We start from the raw sequence: 20,380 nt of genomic DNA, 5'->3' as shown, positions 1-20,380 counted from the left end.
GGCTCCCGGCTCCCGGCTCCCGGCTCCCGGCTCCCGGCTCCCGGCTCCCGGCTCCCGGCTCCCGGCTCCCGGCTCCCGGCTCCCGGCTCCCGGCTTGTCGAGTCTCTTAGTGTATCCAACTCCGTGCGAAAGTACGGCCAGTTTGCCCTTGATCCGGTCAAGTTGTCCGCCGAAGCTGGCGGAGACAGCCAGGTCCACGGGTGTCCTCAGAGCCTGCTCCCAGGGGATGACGGGCAAGCCCAGTTCGCCGAACAGCTCGGCCGTGCCGCTCTGGAAGACGGAGGACCCCGTCGAGGTCACGAGTGTCTGGATCCGGAAGTCGTCATGGAAGAGCGGCAGCACATCCAGCAGCCGTCCGGCAGAGGTGACGTTGTGCACCACGAGCAGAACGCGGCGATGCACCCTGCGGCTCGTCCAGCGCTCGGCGTCTCTCCCCACCGGTACCTTAATGAACGGGACGTTCGTCGCTCCCATCCGTCACTCCCCACTCCCTGCAAGGTCACACCGACCCAACAGCCACCCTAGCCATGCGATCGCCGACGAGGGTCCCGGGGACCGAGGCGAACTCCTCGGGAAGGCTGAACCGGTTCGCCGCCGCTCTGTCGAGCGGCCCTGGGCGGGCGGCCGCTCAGGTTGTTAGGCTGCGCGCATGTCTGATCTCGGGCCCGTAGCCTGGCCGCCCGAGCCGATCAGGACCGAGAGGCTCGTACTCCGTGAGTCCGAGGCCCGGGACCGTGAGGCCTTCATCGAGTTGCTGGCGTCGCCGGAGGTGCACACCTACCTCGGTGGCCCCCGGCCGCGTGACGACCTTGAGCGCGAGATGCCCGGGGTGCCCGAGCGGTGGCCCGGCAGCTTCGTCGTCGATCTCGACGGGGCGATGATCGGCCAGATCCTGCTCAGGAGGGCTGCGGCGCATCATCGTCCGGCTGCCGCGGGGAAGGCCGAAATCGGTTACCTGTTCTCGCCGCGGGCGTGGGGATCCGGGTACGCAGCCGAGGCGTGCGCGGCGGCACTCGGCTGGCTCGACGGCGTCCTCCCCGGTGAGCCGGTGGTGCTCGCCACCCAGACCGCCAACGTCGGCTCGATGCGCCTCGCGGCGAAGCTGGGGTTCACCGAGGTGGAGCGGTTCCACGCGTGGGACGCCGAGCAGTGGCTCGGCCTGCGGCACCCGGTCACGCCGTCCCCCTGAGCCCCAGCCGCCGCGGCAGGGCGCGTTTCTGCTGGGGCGACTGCTTCCGAAGGCTTCCGAGGGCTCCGAAGGTGGGTTCCGGTCAGTCGGCCGCCCGGCCGGGCCACCTGGTGAAGCGCCGCAGTCCCCTTCGGGTGGGCTTGAGCGGCTCGTCCTCAGGGGCGGCCGGGCCCTGAGCCGCGGTCAGGGCCGCCGCGGGGGCGGGGGCCGGCTCGACGTACTGACTGCCCCGTTCGAGCCGGGTGCGTACGGCCTGCGCCATGGTGCGGTGGGACGGGTCCTGCAGCAGGCCCTCCGTCGACAACCGCTCCCACATGTGCAGCAGTTCCTGCCCCCGGGTCACCACCTGGTCACCGTCGCGCAGCCGTTGCCATGCCGCGGTGGCACGGGCCACCTCGGGCGCGGCCCGGTTGAGATCGGTGCGGCAGCGGATGCGCGCCACGGTCAGCGCGAGGACGGTGGAGATCATGTAGTCGCCGCGCAGATAGGCGATGTACGCCTCGATCGCCCGTGCCTCCAGCGACAGATCGTCCTCCGCGTTCCTGCGCAGCGTCAGATGTTCCCGCAGGGCGCTGGCGAGGACGAACGCGGCGTGCAGCTCCTCGCGCTGCGCGTGCTGGATGATCCGCTCGACGCGGGCGAGCGGAGGGAAGGCCGCCTCCTCCGCCGCGGTCCGCTCGGGCCCCGGCGGCAGGTCCTCCTCCTCGCCGATGCTCCGGCTCGACCCGTCGGGGTACACCCGGATCCGCGCCACCTGCTGAACGCTGCGGTCGATGACGGTCGCCGCCACCGGGGCCCCCAGAGTGCGGGCGAACATGGCTATGGCGTCGAGAATCGCCTCGTTGGGCGGGCGTGTGCCGCCCATCTCCAGCAGATGGCCGTTGATCACCGTCGACCCGTCATCGGCGACGTACGCGTCGAGACGGATCAGCGGCTGTGCGCTGAGCGCGGGCAGGTTCCCCTTGTCACGGGGGGACAGTGAGTGGGACATTCGCTCAGACTCCGGGTCGGACTACGCCGAGGATGGGCATGGAAGCGGCGGGCGCGGTGGTGATCGAGCGGCCGGGCCGTGGGGCGTGGACGACCTGTCCGCCTCCGATGTACATGCCCACGTGCGTGGCGTTGTAGTAGATGATCAGGTCACCGGGCCGCGCGGATGACAGGCTGACCCGGGTCAGACCCGCCCACTGCGCCTGCGAGGTACGGGGGATGGGGTGCCCGGCCGCCGCCCAGGCCGCGGAGGTCAGTCCCGAGCAGTCGTACGACGAGGGGCCGACCGCGCCCCATACGTACGGCTTGCCGATCTGGGCCATGGCGAAAGCAACGGCTTTCCCGGCCGCTCCGCTCACCTTCGTTCCGCCGGGACTGTTCCCGCCCGACGGGCCGCCGCTCTGACCGGAGCCCGGCCACTTGGACTTGGCCGCGTCTTCGCGCTGCTTCTCCAACTGGGCCAGCTTGCGGGCCTCTCCCTTCGCCAGCCCCGACTCGATCCGCTCGGCCTCGGCGATCTTCTTCTCTATCTCCGTCTTCGACTTGGCCTTGTCCGCACGGGTGCGTTTCAGCTCCCGCAACTCCTTCTCGGCGGCCTCGGTCCGCGCGTCGAGATCCTCGCCCGCGGTCTTCTGGGCCTCGGAGGCGTTGACAAGGCTCTGCATGGCCTGACTGCTCTGGGCGGCGTCGTCCAGAGCCCGGTCGGCGTGGTCACCGAGCAGCAACTGCAGTCCGGTGGAGCCGAGATAGCCCCCGCGGTACTGGGTACGGGCCGCCTCACCCGCGAGATCGTGCAGGCTCTCCACCCGGTCCTTGGAGTGGGCGAGTTCCTTCTGCAGGGAAGCCAGCCGCTTCGCCTGCTTGGTCGCCTTCTCGTTGGCTCCGTCGTACGCCTCGGTGGCCACCTCGGCCTGACGGTAGAGGCCGTCCAACTCCGTACGGATCTGCTCGATCGACTCGTTGCCCCGCGTCCCGGGGTCGTTCGGAGCGGCGTAACTCGGCCCAGGTATCAGGGAGATCGCGCAGACGAGGACTGCTACGGTGGTCCGGCCTCGCAGCTGTCCGCCGCCGGTCGACACGTTCATCAGCTCCACTTTCAGAGGTCGCGTGCGGACAGCTCGGACGGATCGCCTGCCACCGCGGTCGCCACCACGGGGCATAGGGAGATCTGTTCGACCTGTGAACACACTACCCTCACTCGAACGGCCCACCCCGGTATCCCCGCACGTGTCAACGTCCCCGCGGAACAATGGCCCATCGCGGGGACGGAGAAGTGAATTGCAGGAAGCCCAGCCGTTCTGATCCGGTGTCCGGTCTTCTCGTGCGGATTCCCCGGAGGGGGCTGTTGCTTCCGTACGGCATTGACCGCGACCGGCCAGGTCAGCGTGGTCTCCGCTGGCCTGGCCGGGTGCCGCCGGTGCTGCTGTCAGGACGTCACAGGATCTCGATGGAGTTGACCTTGGGCGGGCGGTTCGGGAACGTGATCTCCGTCCAGCGGTTGATCCGTACGGAGTCGCCGTTGGCGTCGTAGTAGATCAGGTCGTTGTTTCCGGTGGAGATCTTGTCGACCCACCAGCCGCCGAACGCGGTCCGTCCCTTGTTCGCGTAGCAATCCACGCTCTGCCGACCGCCGCTGTGGGACCAGATCTTCAGGAAGTTCTCACCGCCCCGGCACTCGACGTGGTTGATGGCGAAGGCATTGCCGGGAGTGGTCAGCATGATTGCTGCCGCCGCGGCGAACGCCACGGCAGCCGATCGGATGAGTCTCTTCGACTTCATGAACACGTTCTCTCTTTCACGGGAATCGAGCAGGGCGGCGCCCCCGCGCCCGCGGGCACGTGGGGCGCCCGCACCGCGACGGACCCCCCAAGGTCCTTCGCGGTCGCGCACTGAGATTCCCGCGTGACCGGTGCGCTCCGGGATCAACTTGGCCGCGCTCGTCCGAAATTCGCACCTCAATGTCCCGATTTAGGCGTTCGGTTCACTGATGAAACGTTTGGGCGCCTTGGTGCGGTGGGAGGGCGGTGACGTGGTCGGCGGGGGCGGTGGGCGCGCGCCCCGCATGGGGTTCGGCCGCCGCCGTCGGCTGCCGTACGGCGTTCAGTCACCACTGCCGAGGGTCCAGGCCTCGATGTCGCGGTAGTGGATCGGTCCGGGACCGCGGCCGGTGTTGCTGCCGACGAGGTGCAGACGTCCGGCCTGCCATCGACGGCCGGTGAAGCCGGCGAGCCCGGCGGCGATCTCCGTCACGGAGGAGCGATCGTCCCTGCGGGCACGGGCCAGCGTCAGATGGGGGCGCAGCGGCCGGTCCTCGAAGGCGGCTCCGCAGTACCTGGCTACGGTACGCACGTCGGCGGCGAGCGACCGGAGCCCGTCGAGATCCCCGTCGACCCCGCTCCACAGCACGCGCGCGTCGAAGGTCCCGCTGCCGCGCAGCGCCAGGCTGAGAGGCCGGGCGGCAGCGGCGAGAGGTGCGAGCTTCAGGCGCAGGAGAGCGACGGCCGATGCCGGAAGCTCTCCGAGGAACGCGAGGGTGATGTGCCAGTCCTCGATACGGTTCCACCGCATATGAGGGTGTGTGCCGTAGGCGGGGAGCAGTTCGCGCGAGAGTTCTTCCTTCGCGCTGTCGGGCGGGGCGAGGGCGATGAACACGCGGATACTCGCGGGGCCGGTCTCTTCGTTCACTGGGACTTCGTACCGCATTCGGGTGGTCGGACGCGTTTTCGCTTCTGCCGTACGACCGTATCCGGTGCACGGGCTTCCGTGGGCGGGCGCGAGGCGGTGCCCGCTTCTCCGTGGACGCCGGGACGGCGGTCTCCGGCATGGTCACGGAAACGGGTGCGGATGCGGGTTGACCTCCTCCGGGCGCAAGGGCCGGGAGAGGCGCCCGAGGCGGTGGGGGACGGTCAGCACCCGGTCGAGTCCGGAGATGCGGCGCAGATGATGTCCGAAGGTCATCGGGAGCAGTCCGGGGACGACGGCCTTGACACAGGACAGTCCGGACGCGGCGTGCACCGGGGTGGTCTGGTCGACGACGATCGCTTCGAGACCGTTCGCGGCGAAACGGCTCACCAACGTGTCGAGATCCGCACGCAGATCGGTGTGGCGGGGCCAGGCGTAACGGTCGGCGAGTTCACGCAGGTTCAGGCGTTCCTGTGGCGGCCGGCCGCCGGGGGCGAGGAGGAAGTCGAGGCGGCGGGCGGCGACCGGATCGCAGTACAGCAGCGCGTGGTCGTCCATCAGGCGGACCTGCTCGGGGTCCTCGCGCATCCGGGCGGCGTCCTCCCTACGCTGCGGGTAGATCAGCCCGTACGCCTCGATGGCGGTGACCAGTTCGTGCAGTGCGCCGAAGATGCCCCGTTCGGGGTCGAGTCCGGAACCCCCGGCGCAGAGCACGGCGGGGCGGGGCGCATCGTGTCCGGAGCCGGGAGCGGGCCGCGGCCGAGTGTCCACGGCGGCGGCCCAGAAACACGGAATGCCCTCGGCGCCGGTCACGTCGAAGACTTCGACGCGGTAACCGGTGCGCTCCCGGATCCGGTCGGCGAGCAGGCCGATCCGCCGGTCGCGCGCGGTGTGCAGGTCGAGCGCGGGCGCCGGCACACGGGCATACCAGGTGAGCAGGAACGCGTCGCGCTCCGCGAGTTCCAGGAGCCCGTACAGGGCGGCCTCCTCGACGCAGCCGCCGAGGGCACAGCCGTTGGAGATCTCGGAGACGAACGGCCTTGCGGGGTGCGGCCGGTGGCGGCCGAGACGGTAGTACGCCAGGCTCTCGGGCACCAGGACCGGCTGTTCGCGGGTGAGGGAGTAGCCCCAGACCCACGGCAGGCCGAGGTCGGGGTGGTACGGCTGGAAGGGGAAGCCGGGTTCCTGGTAGCGGCGGGGTTCGTGGCTGCCGGTGGTGGCCGGGTCCAGTACGCCGCCGGGGTACCGGGCGGCGAGTTCGCGGTGACTGCCGTGCATCACGGTGGTCCGCCCTCCCGGGTGGCCTCCGCCGAGCCGCTCCAGCGCCTCGGCGATCGCGGTGACCCTGGCGGTACGGAAGTCGAGCGCACGGCCGTACCCGCCGTCGACCGACTCGGGCGGGCCGACCTTGGCCTCGGAGAACGGCAGGGTGTGCAGTCCGCGGTTCCGCAGCCCCTTGAGTACACCGGTCTCGTCGTCGACGTAGCGGGCTTCCAGTACGGCCCGCTCCGCGCGCAGGTCCCGGACCCGCAGGACCCCGGGGTCCGGTTTGGGCCGGGGGACGCGGGGGATTTCCGCGTGGGCCGGAGCGTCATCGGGCAGGCTGCCGCAGCCGGGGCAGTGGGGGTCGGGCAGGAAGACATGCCGGGTGATCCCCAGGTCGGTGAGCCGGAGCATGGTGACGGCGTCCTCGGCGGCCCCGGCATTCTCGGTGGCCCCCGCGGCGGTGAGCCCGCTCAGGGCGAGGTTCGCGGCGAGGTCGGCGGCGATCGGGGTGAGCAGCGGGGAGACGGTGCCGGTGAGACGGCTGCCGTAGGTGGCGAGCAGGGCCGCCGCCTCCGCCGCGTCGGCACGCGCTCCGGCACGGCGGGCGGCGAGACAGCGGTGGCAGCCCGGTGCGCCGGGGCGGATCTGCGGGCCGATGACCACGCGGTCCAGCTCCGCGACGACGAGCAGGAGCGGATGCCCGTCGGCAACCAGGTCACGCACCCGTTCTGACGCGGCGTCGGGGGTGTCGGCCGCCAGCAGCCGGACCCCGGTCCGGGGCAGCGGCACGGTGCCGGAGCGGCGGACGAGGGCCTGGCCGAGCAGGCCGCCGTCGTGGTGCACCCGGGCGGAGGCCGGCAGGAGGTCGTCACTCATCGCAGCGCACCGCTTTCAGCAGGCAGGGCAGTATCCCGGTGGCGGCCGGATCGTGGTCGAGCGGCACGAGCAGGGTGCCGTGCGCGGGGCCGCGCCGGTCGCGGAGCGCCTCCGCCACCGCCTCGTCGAAGGTGGCAGCCGAACCGAGCCCCCGGGGCGCGGACGGGCCCTGCGTACGTACGGCCGACGCCGGAACCAGGTGGGCCGTGCCGCGCTCGGGACACCACGCCCAGAGGGACGGCCCACCGGATGCCGCGACGAACCGCCGGGGGTCCAGGGCGAGCAGCGCGTAGCGCGCCAGGGCACGCCGTGCGGTGCGCAGCCGCGCCGTGGTGAAGTCCCGGCCCGTGGCGTAGACATGGTGATCGGCCAGGCCGGTGCGCGGGTCACGGACCAGGGCCCGGGAAGCGTGCCGGGGGAACTGCGGAAGAGCCCCCTCGTCCAGCTCGGCGAGCAGGCCGCCGCGCGGGTCGACGCAGGCCGCGGCGCGCCGGGAGAACTCCTCAGGACCGACGGCCGGTCCGTCGCGCAGGGAAGCGATCCCGGCGAGGAACTCCGCCGCGGACTGCGGCGCCGCCGGCAGTGCGGCCGGGTGCGGCCGGTAGGGGTGGCGGGTGGTGGTCAGGGTCGCGATGTCCAGCCGGACGAGCGGTTCCGGCTCGCCCGCCCTGCTGGTCGACGGGGCCAGGAGGGCCCGCTGGAACCGGTGCGCCAGCAGAGCGGCGGCGAACTCGGCCGCGTCGGAGTGACATGGCGGGACCCGAGGAGGGGGCTGGGTGCCATGCACGCGCAGCCAGCCGCCCAGCCAGCCACCGGCGGCGCGGTGCGGGCCGGGGGAGAGCGTCTCACCCAGCCACCAGGACTCCGCGTCACGGACGGCGGCGGCGAACCACAGGCCATGGGCACGGCACTCCTCGTCGAGCCGGGCGACGGACCGGGCGTCGTCGCCGGGCGCGAGCAGCAGCAGTGCGTCATGGCCGCCGGCCGCCACCGCGGTCCGGGCCGCCGCGTGGTCGGCCACCGGTGTGACGGCCGACAGGCCGGTCAGCCGCAGAGCGTCGGTCAGGGCCCCTGCCGCGGCCGGAGCACAGAGGATCAGCACGCGCAGCCGTGGGTAGGCCGCGGCGCGCCGCTCCGTGTCCGGAGTGGCCCGGTCCGCCAACAGGCCGTGGCGGTCGATGAGCTGGAGCACGCGCAGCACCGTCGTGCGACGCGCTCCGTCGAGGCCGTCGAGCAACTGCTCCACCGTGCGGGTGCCGTCCAGGAACGGAGTGAGCCGGTCCAGCCACCCGGCGATACCGGGGGCGGCAATCAGGTCGGTGCCATGGCTGGAGCGCACATGGACGGTACCGCTGCCGCTCGGGGTCAGGAAGACGTCGGGACGCAGGAGAGGTACGGAGTCGGAGGTGATCACTTTGTCCTCGGCCTGAGAGGGGTCGGTACGGTCGGGAGGTCCGCCAGGGTCACAACGGGCCGCCCAGCCGGGCCAGATGGCAGGCCGGCGTCCCGTTGCCGCGTTCGTGGCCGAGCAGAACGGCGAGCAGCGTGGTGCGGTCCGGGTGCGCGCCCAGTACGGCGTCGGCCGCCGCGGTGTCGACATCGCAGCGGAGCCCGGCGCCGATCCCGGCACGCGCGGCGGCCAGGCCGATCCGCTGGCCGATGACGCCCGCCCGCAGGTTGAGCATCCGGTACCAGCGGTCGCCGTGCCCGGGATAGCCCGACTCGTAGTCGCCGGTCACGAGCACGGCGCAGGCCGCCTCGAAACCCGCCAGTTCTCCCGGACCGCCGGGCGGGAAGAGGCTCCGGGGTGTGGCGCCGCCGGTGACCGGTCCTAGCTGACCGGTGCGTGGGTCGAACCGGTGACAGCCGGCTTGCAGTCCGGTGACGCGGTGGGCCACCACGTACAGCTCGCAGTCGGCCGGGACGTCATGGCCGAGGGATGTCCGGGCACCCTCGTCCAGGGGTATCGGGCGGGCCGCCTCCGCCACGGCCGCGAGCAGGGTTTCCGACGGAACGGGGACCGGCTCGAAGCCGGAGCGGGCCGTGTGGCGGCGCAGCAGCGGCGCGTCCGGCTCGATCGCCCCGGGCGTCCGCGCGGTGACGACCGAGTGGACGTGCTCCGCTGCGGAGTCGAGGCCGAGCAGGCGGCCCACTTCCCCGTCGGCGAAGCGCGTATGAGCGGTCGGCGCGGCGCCCGCCGACTCCAGCAGGGTGAGGGCCTGCCCGGTCAGCACGCCGGTGTCGAGTGCCTGCAGCCGGTGGCCGAAGGGACCGTAGCGGGCCAGATTCGCGTCCAGGCGACTGGTGATCAACAGGACTGATTCCGGCAGTTCGAGAGGCGGTCGGTCCAGTGTGCGGGTGAGGTCGGCACGCAGGTCGGCGGGGGAGAGGAGTTCGAGTGCGTGAGCCGTCGGCAGATAGTGGCAGAGCCCGGACGCGGTGGCCGTGTACACCTCACCCGGGTAGGTGCCGCCGCCGGACGGCACCGGCCGCCCGGCGGCCACGCCGGTGCTTGTCCAGTCGACCCGGGTGACGCCGTTGAGCAGGGCGAGGAGCGCGCCCAGACACTCCAGGAGTGCGGCAGGACCGCGGTCGCCCGACGGGGACGGGAAGGCCGGGGGGAACGGCAGGGGCAGGACGGGCACACCCGGATGGTGCCTGGGTGCGGTGCTGCCGGCCGCCGGGTCGATGGTGGGCAGCACACTGCCGTGCCGTGCGTGGTAGCGCCGCGCCGCCGCCCCTCCGGTGTCGGCGGGCGGTGGGTAGGCGCCGGGCGGGGGAGCCGGTGAGGCGGTCCTCATCCGCGTGCCCGTGCCGCGCTGGTGGTGCTCTCCGGCGTACCCGGGTCGTCCGCTGCGGTGGCCAGGACCAGTTCGAGCGCGCTGACCCCGTAGACCTCCTCCACCGCGTTGGCCGCGAGGTGGCAGAGCAGATAGCGCGTGAGGCCGGGCAGCCCGAGACGGGAGAGGTGGAGGTAGGTGTAGTTGAGCATCAGGCGGTAACGCAGGAAGCGCGGGTCCCGGTACATCATCTCCTTGTACGTGGGGCTGCCGCTGATCGCCCGGTGCAGCGGGCTGGCTGTGAGCAGTTCGCCGAGGCCGTTCTCCTCGTCGGCCGGGATCTCCGCCTCGGGGATCTCGCCCGCCTCGTACAGACCTGTCCAGCGGCTGCCCAGCGGGTCGATCGCACCCACCCACCGGTGCAGCGCCGCCGACAGGCCCGGCTCCGCCGCGGCCCCGGTATCCGGTGCCCCGGGCTCGGTGACCGGGGCGTCGAAGGCCGCGACCACGGCACGCACCTGAGCGGTGAGCAGTGCGCTGTTGGCCGCGTACCGCTGCTCGAAGGCGTCCCGCACCCCGGGACCGACGGTGCTCAGGTAGCCCTCGGCGTGCGAGCGGAAGGAGACGAACCCGCGGCGCACCGAAGGGTCCTGCGGGTGCCGGCAGAGCGTGTGTGCGGTGGCGAGCATCAGGCGCAGGGCCAGCGTCTCGCGCGGCAGACCCGCGGCGACGGACTCCAGGTGTTCGAACAGCAGGTCGTTGGTCCGCTGGTAGAAGAGGGCCAGCTCGTCCGCGCCCACCGGGCAGCCCAGCACGTCGACCCGGCGGTCGTGCTCCTCCCAGGTGATCGAGTTGTCGGGATAGAAGGGGGTCAGCGGGCCGGGTTCCCGTTCTGCTGCGGCGAGTCGGCGGTGCAGCGGCAGCAGGGCGGCCTCGTCGAGAGGAGCAGCGGTGGACGGCCGCGTCCTCAGAGCTCCGCCGACCAGCTCGGAAACGGCGGGTACCACCAGCCCGGCGAAGACGGCGGGTGTGGCCCGGACCACCAGGCGCAGATGGGGGCCGCGGCGCCAGTGCCGGAGCACGTACGCCGATTCGGCATGACCGGCGCAGCGCTCGATCACCGGCCGTACAGCGTCAAGGATCAGCTGGTCGGTGTCGTCACCGAAGTACGCGATGTGGGCCGCGCGCCACTGCGGCTCATCCGTCTGCGGGATGGCTGTCACGGGAGTCCCTCCTTGGCGGTTCTGTGTGCTGTCCGGGCTTCTCGGGGCGCGGGACCGGCCTCATGGCGGGTCCGCGCCGTCGTGCCGGGCGTGGTCGTGGCTGCTCCGCTGCCGCCGGGTGCTGTGCTGCAGCGGTCGGTCGTCTTCTGTCAGCTCCGTCACGGCCAGCAGGGCCAGGGCACGCAGGCCGGCCTCCTGGCCGAGCCGTATGCCGAGACGGTTGCAGGCCAGATGGGACAGATGACCGGCCAGCCGGGCAGGGAAGGCGGCCTGCGACTGGGCGCTCCGGCAGGCCGCGAGCCATCGGCTCACCGGGTCGGCGCCGGCCGGGGCGTCCACTCCCGGCGGTGCGGCCGTGCGTGCCGCGTGGGCGACGGAGAGCAGGGCGGCGCGCCGGGTCCTGTACTGGGCCCGCACATCCGGCGCGGGCCGTCCCGGCGGGACGCCCGGGTCCGTGGTGGCGGCCAGCAGGGCGAAACAGTGGGCCGTGCGCTGTGCCTGGCTCCATTCGGCCACTATGGCGTCGGTGGCCAGCTCGCTGCAGGTGGCGAACGCGTCTTCGGCGGCCCGCAACGCGGCGCCATGGCCGTACTTGCCGTGTTCCGGCCGGTAGGTGTGGAAGGCGAGGCTGTCGTTCGGGGCCAGGCCCCCGGGCTCGCTCTCCGGCTCCCGCGCGGTCAACTGGGCTGCCAGGGAACGGTACTGGTCTGCCGTCATGGGCTGTGACGGTGGCAGCGCGCGGAACACCGCCGTGGTGTGTGCCTCCAGCGCTGCGCGTACCGCGGGCTCGGCGGCCGCTGTGGTGAGACGGACCCGCAGGCGCAGGTGCGGGCCGCCCTGCCAGTGGCGGAGGAAGAAGAACTGGTCGGCCAGTCCCCGTTGCCGCAGCTCCGCGACGACCGGGGGGATCAGCGCGCTCACCACCAGGTCGAGCGGGTGGCCGGTGAACACATGGGCGCTGACCCAGCGGCCCGCCGGTTCCGGCGCCGCCGCCCCTCCGGGCAGGCGGGTCAGCATGTCCGCTCGCGCCGGTCTGCCGCCGGGAGCGGTGCGGTGGGCAGTTCGATGACGAACTCGGTCGCGTAACGCCGGCCGTCCTGGTGGGCCGGGGCGTCGTGGAGGTCGGGCAGGGCCTCGGTGAACAGCAGGGGCCGGCCCGTGGCCGCGGCCCGCTCGAAGACACGCAGCAGATGGGCGTGGGCGAAATCGATGTACACCGGCTTGCGGTCCTTGTCGTGCAGCGCGGGGCCGGTGAAGCCGTCGGCGGGGCGCGGAGTGAGGAGGCGCAGGAAGCAGCGCAGCGGCAGCCCGAGCGCCACGCGCCAGGTGTGCACGCGGACCAGATACGCCGCGTCCGCTTCCCCGGCGGCGCGGGCGGGTGCCCGGCCGGGGTCGACGAACCAGGTCGCACGGCGCAGGACCAGGGCCCCGACGGTGAGACGGGGCATCTTCGTCCACCCCGCACCGGGCGCCGCCTCCGGGCCCCCGGGGGGCGGGCCTGTCCGCTCCGGCGGGAGCAGCCGCCACAGCTGCGGCCAGTCCGACCAGAAGGCGTAGGAGGTCTGACCGAACGCCTCCGCCAGCAGCCGCGCCTGCAGCGGAAGCAGTGGTGTGGCGAGCAGGCCCAGGTGCAGTGGCCGTATGACACGGCCGGTGGTGCGGTGGGTCAGGCGGAGGCGCTGGGTGCGCCGGTCGTGTACGACATCGAGGTCGGCGGGGCGGATCAGCTGCCCGGCAGGCCGGTCCGATGTGGCACCGTCCAGGTCGATCGCGTAACGGGTGGCGGGCGCACGCTGGTTGAGGGCACTGCCGAAGGCGGCGTCGAACTCGGCGTACAAGGGGCCGTCCGCGGGGCCGCCGGGAGGCTCCTCGCGGGCCGCCCCGGGACGGGCGGATGCGCCGAGCAGGTGGGAGATCCGGGTCCGGCCGGTGCCATGGCCACAGGTGACCGTGTTGAGCACCAGTCCGAGACCGGTGGCCGGGTCGGGCAGCGTCTGTACGTAACAGGCGTGACGGTCGCCCGAGGTGTCCGGCTCGGTCCAGGCGCCGCAGAGTTCACGGACGGCCCGCGGTTCGAGACGGACAGTGCCGTCGGGGGCGAGGGGAGTACGGGCGATCAGGCGGCGCAGTGCGTCCTGCCGCCGCGCGTCGCGCTCGGTGGGAGCGTGCGGCCCGGCCGCGGCCCACCAGGGGCCGAAGTCCTGGAGGAAACGGGTGAACGGCTGCCTGAAACCCGGGCCGTGGACGGTCACGGCCTGCTGGCGGAGTGCTTCGCGCCGAGGTGTGAGGGTGTCGAACGGGGCGAGCAGCGCCGGTACTTGGGCGAGGTCGGCGAGAGCCGGCCGCCAGGCAGCCGGGTCGAGCACGGCAGCCGTGCCGACGGCCACCGTGTGGTGGAAGTACAGCGGGCCGCGGTCCAGCTCTTCGCCCGGACCGATCAGTCCGAGCCGTCGCGCGGCGGCCGTGGTGTGGTGCTGAAGGGCGGTGGCGATGCCCCGGTGGGAGCCGGGCCTGGCGGTTCTGGCGGAGTCGACACGGTCGCGGACGGCGCGCAGGTCCGCGAGCAGGAGGGTGAGGCGGTCGCCGCCGGGCGGCTCCGGCAGGTGCCGGCCGAGCCAGTCGCAGAGCGTGGTGGCGTCGAGTCCCTGGTCGGGCAGGCCGAGACGCATCTCCAGCAGGCCGGTGCGGACGAGCCGCGCGATGACGGCGTCGGCGGTGGCGGTCGTGGCGCTCCCGGTGCCGGAGGCACCGAGCAGGGTACGCAGCCGCGCAGGGCTGCCTGCCTTGTCGACCGCTGCCAGGACCGCGGCCAGCGCCGGTGTGGCGGGCAGGGCACGCACCTCGCCGGACGGGCCCGGCGCGGTGAACAGCCACTGCTCTCCCCCGGAGGAGAGCACCGGTGTGGCCGACGGATTGACGCGCAGCCGGACGGCGCCGTCCACTTCGGGCAGGTGGGCGAGAGCGGCGGCGATCCGGGACAGCGGGAGGAGAGCCGCTTCGGCCGCCTCGGCCCGGACGGAACTCACCAGGGTGACATCGGCGCCGGCGTCCGTCGCCCAGTGGCCGAAGCCGCTCGCGGCGAAGGTGGTCAGCGGGCTGGGCTTGGCCATCGCGCGGCCCGCGTACTTGGCCAGCCGGACGGCTGCCCCGTCCAGCGGCCGCCGCTCCGGCGCGTCGCGCTCCCGTCGGCGCAGGTCCTCGTACAGGTCCGGACTGGCGTAGTCGAGACCGGTGGCGAACGCCGGGTCCTGGACAAGCGCATCGAGGGCCGCTGCCGCCGACCGGGTCTCGGCGGGCAGGACGCGGCCCAGTTCCGCGAAGAGCCCGGCCCGGGCACGGCCAAGAGCGGCGTGGCCGTGGAGACGTCCGGTGAGCGCGGCACCGAGCACATCCGGCGGGGCCGCCGCGTCCAGCAGAGGGCCGATGCGGGCGCCCCGGTGCACAGCTCGGCGCAGCCCCACCAGCCTGGGCTTGAAGGGGCGTGCCGGTTCGGTACCGATCAGGGCGTACAGCGCGTCGCTGAGCTGCGCCGCCTCGTCGGCCAGCCGTTGGTCCAAAGACCCGATACGCAGGGCGAGTTCGGTGCTGCGGGGGACGCGGGAGGCGTCGAGTGCGGTGGTGGGCAGTCCGGCGATCCGTACCCCCACGGGGGCGGTGGACGCGGGAGGCGCCGTCGAGGGCGGTGTGTTCCGGCTCATCAGAACACCACCGGGATACGGAAGGCGGCGCCCGGCCGCATCCTGCCGATGGCCACCTGGAAGAGCACGGTCTCCTCACCCCGGGCAAGCCCGAGCAGACGTTCGGCCCCGGCGGCGTCGTAGCCGTTGTGGACGCGGGCGGCCAGGCCATGACGGGCCGCGACCACGCAGATCAGGTGCGCCGCCGCCCCCGCGATCAGGTGCAGTCTGCGGAAGGCGTCCGCGCCGTACCGTGCGACGGCGCCGGCGCGCCGGACGGCGATGTAGGCGGTACAGGCGGTCGAGCGGAAGTTCATCGACACCCGGCCTTCGGTCTGCCCGATCTGTTCGAGCGAAGCGAGCGGGTCGCCGTCGCCGGTCTGTCGCAGGCCGCCGCCGCTGTGGACGTAGTGGCCCGGGGGGAAGCCGGTGACACGCTGGACGAGCAGGTGGCAGGAGAAGCCGGGGAACGGCGCTGCCGTGAGGGCGGCGTCGAGATCGGTGAGCAGCGCCCGCGGGGATGGCGCCGGTTCCGGGTCGAATATCGCGGCGCCCGAGTGGCGGGCACGGAGCACAGAGGCCAGGTCGGGCGGGAGCCAGCCCCGGTCGGCCGGACGCTGCGCGGATCGCGGGATCTCCAGGTAGCCCATCGGGTGCTCGGCCGCCGGCAGCCGGTTCGCGCAGAGGCCGAGCAGCGTCTCCCGGTCCTGCCCGGGGCGGGTGCGCAGACCGACTGCGGCGGCGACCAGGTGCAGCGCGCCCAGCAGCATTCCTGCTTCCTGGGCGCAGAGCCGTGGAGCGTAGTCGCCGTAGAGCCGGGCGGTACGGGCGAACCGGCTGGTGATCACGATGAACCGGGACCGTCCGGGATCGCACTCCGGATCATCCGTCATCGATGCGTTCAGCAGGACGAGTTGATGGTGCATCGGATCGAACCGGAACGCCGCGGCGGGTGTGACGAGGGTGACCTCGCTCGGATAGCGGCAGCGCGCGGAGGCCACCGCCCGGTGAAGCGGCCAGCCGCCCGGGGTCAGGTCGTGCTGGAACAGGCCGTAGGAGTAGTGCAGCAGCGCGGAGAGGATGGCCGGGTCGGTGAGGGCGGCCGGGGATTCGGGGGTGACCGGGGATTCGGGGGTGACCGGAGGTTCGGGGGTGACCGGAGGTTCGGGGGCGGGCGGCAGGTGGAGCGGCGGCGGTGCCAGCGCAAGGCGTGGCCCGCGGGGGAGCGGGTCGCACTCCGCACCGGCTTCTCCTGGGACCGGGGATCCCGCGGCGAGCGTGGCCGGAATGGCCCTGCGGGAGTAGACCGCGTCGGCCCAGAGCGCCAGTGGGAAGGGGGTCTCGCTCACACGGGCCCGGAGGATCCCGTCGGTTTCGTCGGTTCCCCCGGTCCTGTCGGTCCTGTCGCTTCTGCTCTTCACCCCGCCTCCGTGCCGAGGAAGCGGCCGGTGGCCAGATCCAGTACCGCGGTACTGCCCACCACTGAAGGATCTGCCAATGACGGATCCTTCAGTGACGGATCTGCGCCGCCAACGGCGTTGTCCAGACCCGCCATCCGGTGCAGCAGTTGCCGGCAGAGCTGATGGGCGGCGAGAGCCGCGATCGGACCACCGAGGTAAGGACTGGGGTCTTCCGCCTGGATCAGGCCGTGCTCCCGCACGCCGGCCGGGTTTCCCGGATCCGCCGCGCCTGCTCCGTCGTGATCGTGAGCCGGTCCGCTGCCCGGCGGCCTGCAGGGGGCCGGTGCTGGAGGTTCCGACGCGCTCCCGGGGTCGCCCACGGCGCTGATCACGATGTGATCGCCCTGTGCCACCGCCTCTCCGTACCGAAGGCCGCCGCGTATCGCGAGCGCGCGGGCCCGCTCGGCCGCCTCCGCGTCGAACACGTCCGAACCGAAGAGCACCACGCCCGCGTCCGCGGGCAGTTCGGCACGGTCCCCGCTGAGCTGTTCGTAGCGGAAGCATCCGCCCTCCTGCTGGAGCAGGGCCACACACTCCCGTAGCCGGTCCACGCCCGCAGGGGCTCCGGACGCCTCATCCGCGGTGCCGGGCCGGCGGCGGACATGTGCCACACCCGAGGCGAGCAGGGCGAGCACCAGCGCATGTGCCATCCGCCCGGAACCGAGCACGAGGGGGGCGCAGTCGCGGTACCGCTCGAAGCGGTACTCGGGCGAGTCCGCGCGCGCCGCGATGAAGTCGATCAGTGCCGCGTGGTGCGCAAGGACCTGTGGGCTCAGCCCGTGTGGCAGATCCGCCGTCGCGTCGCGTACGAAGCCTTCCCGGGCCAGCAGTTCCACCAGAGCGCGAACATGCTGCGCGGTCTGTGGCGGGAGGTCGGCGGTGAGCTGGTCCAGAGTGCTGCGACCGTCCAGAAACGGCCGCAGACGTTCCAGCCACGGGTGGATTCCCGGCAGCGCGAAGGCAGTCGTGTGCTGGGGCCCGCGGATCACCACACCCCGGTCGGATGGCAGCAGATGCGTGTCGGGGAGCAGCCTCGGCCTCATCGCCACCTCCATCGGGATTCCTCAGCGGTAACGGCCTTTCGCAGGCGTGGAAGCGCCGGACGAAGTTGCGTTCCTGGGCCTCCGGGCGGCCGACACTAGCGGAGCCTAATGGTCTAGTCCATCCCCTTCACAGTTCCCAATAGTCACGCTAGTGTCCGAACTGGGTGCCCGAACATGTCTGTTGATGCTCCATTAGTTCGAAAGGAGGGCTTGATGAACGAGAACAGCACCGGTTCACCGTCGCTCGCTGCTGCGGTCGCCGACCTCGCGCTGGACCTCGACCTCGGCTCGCTGGCCGGGGACGAGCACAGCCAGTCGCTCACAGCGGGTCACGGCATGACGGAGGCGAGTGCGAGCTTCTGCTGCGCTCCGCCGCCGAACTGCTGTAACTGCAGCTGCTCCTGAGCCGGCAGCGCGTGCCGGGCGAGCAGCCGGCCCGGCACGCGCGTGGGGCCACCGGTGGCGTAAGCGGCATCGAACGGCTCGGCCCCGGCCGGCCGCACCGGGGGCAGGCCGTGTCAGAACTTGCCGTGTCAGAACTTCAGGTGAACGTCTGCCGCCGTAGCCGGTGTTCGGTGTTCTCTGCCGGTGATCTCTGTCGATCCGGGATGCGCAAGAGGCGCGGGTCAGCGCACTCGGCCCCGTGGTTTCAGCGGTACGGGCGGGAGTTCGGGAGCGGACAGCCGGTCGCCGTCGTAGCCCTTGACCTCGCCGAAGCGTGACCCTGTCATCCAGTCCGCGCGTGCCTGCGCGATGTCCTCGTCGGACCGTCCGATGAAGTTCCACCACATGACGATCTCTTCCGCGAACGGCTCGCCGCCCAGCAGCATCAGGCCCGCGTCCGACACCGCGCGCAGCGGCAGTTCTGTGCGTCCGCAGCCGAGGTAGAGCATCGAGCCGGGCTGGACCGGTACGCCGTCCACGGACGCCTCGCCCGACATGGCGAGGACCGCGTACTCGAAGTCCGGCTCCAGCGGCAGGGCGGTCTCCGTTCCCGCTGCGAGGGCCAGGTCGGCGCCGAGCAGCGGGCTGTACGCCGTACCGGGGGAGAGGGCGCCGTCGAGTTCGCCCAGGACGACCGTTGCCGTGAGGCCCGGGGCCTCCACTGTCGGCAGGTCCGCGTGGTGCTGGAAGTGCGGTTCCACTGTGCGGTGGGCTTCGGGGAGCGCCACCCAGAGCTGGGCTCCGTGCAGATAGCGGGCGTGCGCCGCGGGGCTCTCCTCCGAATGGCTGATCGCCCGGCCCGATGTCATGAGCCCCAGCTCGCGCGGGCGCACCGTCTGCAGGCTTCCCGTGCTGTCCCGGTGCAGCACTTCCCCCTCGTGCAGCCAGCTGACCGTCTGGAGGCCCATGTGCGGGTGCGGCGGGACCTGCATGCCCGGTTCGCCGGCGATGTCGTCGGGGCCGTAGTGGTCGACGAAGGCCCAGGCGCCGATCATGCGGCGGCCCAGGTTCGGCAGCAGCCGGCGCACCTCGGTCGATTCGCCGAGTCCCACCCGGCGGGGGCTGAGGAGTTCGCGCACCGGCTCGGCCGGGACGAAGCCGCGGCCACCGCAGACGGAGAGGGCCGCCTGGCGATCGAGATTGCTCATGCTGCACAACCTAGCGCCGCTGCGGGCGACAGTGCGGGGCTCCGTACGCGCGATGACACATCTGGCTCTGGAAGGTCCCAGGTTCCGTCATGGAGGCTTGGGCCAGGTCCGCCCCGACCGGTTGCGGCTTTCCCCACCGGCCGGCGCTGTCCGGCCCCCGCCCTACCGGCCGGGCCGCATCACCCCGAGCCCCGCCCTGACACTCGAACAGACCACCAGGACGGGCACCGTACCCGGTCGCGGACTGCAATGGACGGATGATCGCGCCTCCGCATGACTGCCTCGCGCGCAACGAGTGGATCTGCGGTGCCTATCTGTCGACCCGCAAGACCATCCTCTGGGATGCCGTCCTCCAGCACCTGCAGCTCACGGCGGTCTCCGTGCTGGTCGGGCTGGTGCTCGCCGTTCCCCTCGCGGTGGCGGCCCGTCGCTGGCGGCTGGCCGCCGGTCCGGTGCTCGCGATCACCACCGTGCTCTACACGGTCCCCTCCCTCGCGATGTTCTCGCTTCTCCTGCCGGTGTACGGCCTCTCCGCCTCCCTCGTGATCGCCGGCCTCGTCCTCTACTCGCTCACCCTGCTGGTACGGAACATCCTGGCCGGGCTGCGCGCCGTGCCCGAGGAGACCCGACAGGCCGCCCGCGGCATGGGGTACGGGCCGATCCGGCTGCTGCTCGCCGTCGAGCTTCCGCTCTCGCTCCCCGCCGCCATGGCGGGGCTGCGTATCGCGACCGTCTCGGCCGTCTCGCTCGTCACGGTGGGCGCCATCGTCGGATACGGCGGCCTCGGCAACCTCATCTACAGCGGTATGAACACCTACTTCAAGGCCCAGGTGCTGACCGCGTCCGTGCTCTGTGTGGTCATCGCGGTCGCCGCCGACCTCGTACTGCTCGGCGTGCAGCGGCTGCTCACACCATGGACCCGCGTATGAACACGCTCTCCTCCGCCTGGTCCTGGCTCACCAGCTCCGCCCACTGGTCCGGCGGTGACGGCATCACGCACCGGATCACCCAGCATCTCTTCCTCACCGTCGTCTGTCTGGCGCTGAGCAGTCTGATCGCCCTGCCGGTCGCCGTGGTGCTCGGTCACATCGGCCGAGGGGGTGCGCTCGCCGTCAATATCTCCAATGTCGGACGCGCCGTCCCCACCTTCGCCGTACTCGTCCTGCTGCTGCTCACCCCGCTCGGCAAGCACGGCGAGTGGCCGACCGTCATCGCGCTGGTGCTCTTCGCCGTACCGCCGCTGCTGACCAACGCCTATGTCGGGATGCGCGAGGTGGACCGGGACGTGGTCAGCGCGGCCCGGGGGATGGGCATGTCAGGGCGACAACTGCTGTTTCACGTGGAACTGCCGCTTGCGTCGCCTTTGATCCTCACCGGTATGCGGATCGCGGCCGTCCAGCTCGTCGCCACGGCCACCCTCGCCGCGCTGGCCGGTGGCGGTGGGCTCGGACGGATCATCACCGGTGGGTTCAATCTCGCCTCCACGCCTCAGGTCGTGGCGGGAGCGCTGCTGGTGGCTGTGTTCGCGTTGCTGGTGGAGGCCCTGTTCGTGATCGGGCAGCGGCTGGCACCCGCTTGGGCGCGAGGCGGTACGGAGTGAGG

Annotated in this window: 17 protein-coding genes and 1 pseudogene; 4 read left to right on the top strand and 14 right to left on the bottom strand. The window is 72.3% G+C overall.

Going from position 1 to position 20,380, the window contains the following annotated elements:
- Positions 1-438 (bottom strand): annotated as a pseudogene (locus tag ACWGKJ_RS11735) (hypothetical protein); the annotation flags it as partial.
- 211 nt (positions 439-649) lie between these two features.
- Between ACWGKJ_RS11735 and ACWGKJ_RS11730 the strand changes: the two are divergent.
- Positions 650-1,189 carry a GNAT family N-acetyltransferase gene (locus ACWGKJ_RS11730; RefSeq protein ID WP_385026049.1) on the top strand — a complete coding sequence of 180 codons (540 nt, stop codon included), beginning with the start codon at positions 650-652 and terminating at the stop codon, positions 1,187-1,189.
- Between the two features lie 82 nt (positions 1,190-1,271).
- On the opposite strand, the gene ACWGKJ_RS11725 is transcribed toward ACWGKJ_RS11730, so the two are convergent.
- From ACWGKJ_RS11725 to ACWGKJ_RS11670, 12 genes are all read right to left on the bottom strand, one after another.
- A complete protein-coding gene (locus ACWGKJ_RS11725; RefSeq protein WP_385026052.1) occupies positions 1,272-2,180 on the bottom strand; it encodes a hypothetical protein in 909 nt (302 codons plus the stop codon).
- A 4-nt stretch (positions 2,181-2,184) separates the two neighbouring features.
- A complete protein-coding gene (locus tag ACWGKJ_RS11720; RefSeq protein ID WP_385026055.1) occupies positions 2,185-3,264 on the bottom strand; it encodes a C40 family peptidase in 1,080 nt (359 codons plus the stop codon).
- Between the two features lie 349 nt (positions 3,265-3,613).
- Positions 3,614-3,958, bottom strand: a complete 345-nt coding sequence (locus ACWGKJ_RS11715; RefSeq protein ID WP_385026058.1) for a beta/gamma crystallin domain-containing protein — start codon at positions 3,956-3,958, stop codon at positions 3,614-3,616.
- Positions 3,959-4,279: 321 nt separating this feature from the next.
- Complete coding sequence (gene thpR / locus ACWGKJ_RS11710) at positions 4,280-4,882, bottom strand: RNA 2',3'-cyclic phosphodiesterase (RefSeq protein ID WP_385026061.1); 603 nt, start codon at positions 4,880-4,882, stop codon at positions 4,280-4,282.
- 123 nt (positions 4,883-5,005) lie between these two features.
- Entirely contained in the window at positions 5,006-7,003 is a 1,998-nt protein-coding gene (locus ACWGKJ_RS11705; protein ID WP_385026064.1) for a TOMM precursor leader peptide-binding protein, read from the bottom strand.
- Complete coding sequence (locus tag ACWGKJ_RS11700) at positions 6,996-8,417, bottom strand: hypothetical protein (protein ID WP_385026067.1); 1,422 nt, start codon at positions 8,415-8,417, stop codon at positions 6,996-6,998. The genes ACWGKJ_RS11705 and ACWGKJ_RS11700 overlap by 8 nt, the downstream gene beginning before the upstream one ends.
- Positions 8,418-8,466: 49 nt before the next feature.
- Complete coding sequence (locus ACWGKJ_RS11695; RefSeq protein WP_385026070.1) at positions 8,467-9,804, bottom strand: nitroreductase family protein; 1,338 nt, start codon at positions 9,802-9,804, stop codon at positions 8,467-8,469.
- The gene (locus tag ACWGKJ_RS11690) at positions 9,801-11,006 is read right to left on the bottom strand and encodes a thiopeptide maturation pyridine synthase (RefSeq protein WP_385026073.1); all 1,206 of its coding nucleotides are present in this window, start codon (positions 11,004-11,006) and stop codon (positions 9,801-9,803) included. The genes ACWGKJ_RS11695 and ACWGKJ_RS11690 overlap by 4 nt, the downstream gene beginning before the upstream one ends.
- 60 nt (positions 11,007-11,066) lie before the next feature.
- Complete coding sequence (locus ACWGKJ_RS11685) at positions 11,067-12,023, bottom strand: lantibiotic dehydratase C-terminal domain-containing protein (RefSeq protein ID WP_385026076.1); 957 nt, start codon at positions 12,021-12,023, stop codon at positions 11,067-11,069.
- Positions 12,017-14,704 (bottom strand): lantibiotic dehydratase, encoded by a 2,688-nt coding sequence (locus ACWGKJ_RS11680; protein WP_385026079.1) that lies wholly within the window; start codon positions 14,702-14,704, stop codon positions 12,017-12,019. The genes ACWGKJ_RS11685 and ACWGKJ_RS11680 overlap by 7 nt, the downstream gene beginning before the upstream one ends.
- The gene (locus tag ACWGKJ_RS11675) at positions 14,704-16,032 is read right to left on the bottom strand and encodes a nitroreductase family protein (RefSeq protein WP_385026082.1); all 1,329 of its coding nucleotides are present in this window, start codon (positions 16,030-16,032) and stop codon (positions 14,704-14,706) included. Before ACWGKJ_RS11675 ends, ACWGKJ_RS11680 begins: the two co-directional genes overlap by 1 nt.
- Before the next feature lie 68 nt (positions 16,033-16,100).
- A complete protein-coding gene (locus ACWGKJ_RS11670; protein ID WP_453315717.1) occupies positions 16,101-17,186 on the bottom strand; it encodes a hypothetical protein in 1,086 nt (361 codons plus the stop codon).
- A 213-nt stretch (positions 17,187-17,399) separates the two neighbouring features.
- Here ACWGKJ_RS11670 and ACWGKJ_RS11665 point away from each other — a divergent pair, with 213 nt between their 5' ends.
- Complete coding sequence (locus ACWGKJ_RS11665) at positions 17,400-17,591, top strand: thiomuracin/GE37468 family thiazolyl RiPP peptide (protein WP_385026088.1); 192 nt, start codon at positions 17,400-17,402, stop codon at positions 17,589-17,591.
- Positions 17,592-17,812: 221 nt separating this feature from the next.
- Here the strand turns inward: ACWGKJ_RS11665 and ACWGKJ_RS11660 are convergent, their stop codons facing one another.
- Positions 17,813-18,778, bottom strand: a complete 966-nt coding sequence (locus ACWGKJ_RS11660) for a pirin family protein (RefSeq protein WP_385026091.1) — start codon at positions 18,776-18,778, stop codon at positions 17,813-17,815.
- A gap of 257 nt (positions 18,779-19,035) precedes the next feature.
- Here ACWGKJ_RS11660 and ACWGKJ_RS11655 point away from each other — a divergent pair, with 257 nt between their 5' ends.
- Both ACWGKJ_RS11655 and ACWGKJ_RS11650 read left to right on the top strand, forming a co-directional pair.
- Complete coding sequence (locus ACWGKJ_RS11655) at positions 19,036-19,707, top strand: ABC transporter permease (protein ID WP_385026093.1); 672 nt, start codon at positions 19,036-19,038, stop codon at positions 19,705-19,707.
- Positions 19,704-20,378 (top strand): ABC transporter permease, encoded by a 675-nt coding sequence (locus tag ACWGKJ_RS11650; RefSeq protein ID WP_385026096.1) that lies wholly within the window; start codon positions 19,704-19,706, stop codon positions 20,376-20,378. The genes ACWGKJ_RS11655 and ACWGKJ_RS11650 overlap by 4 nt, the downstream gene beginning before the upstream one ends.
- The last annotated feature ends 2 nt before the right edge of the window (positions 20,379-20,380 follow it).

The sequence above is a fragment of the Streptomyces sp. NPDC054757 genome (genome assembly GCF_053612185.1).
The sequence above is the reverse complement of the archived record's forward strand: the minus strand, read 5'-3'. Positions and strand labels throughout refer to the sequence as shown.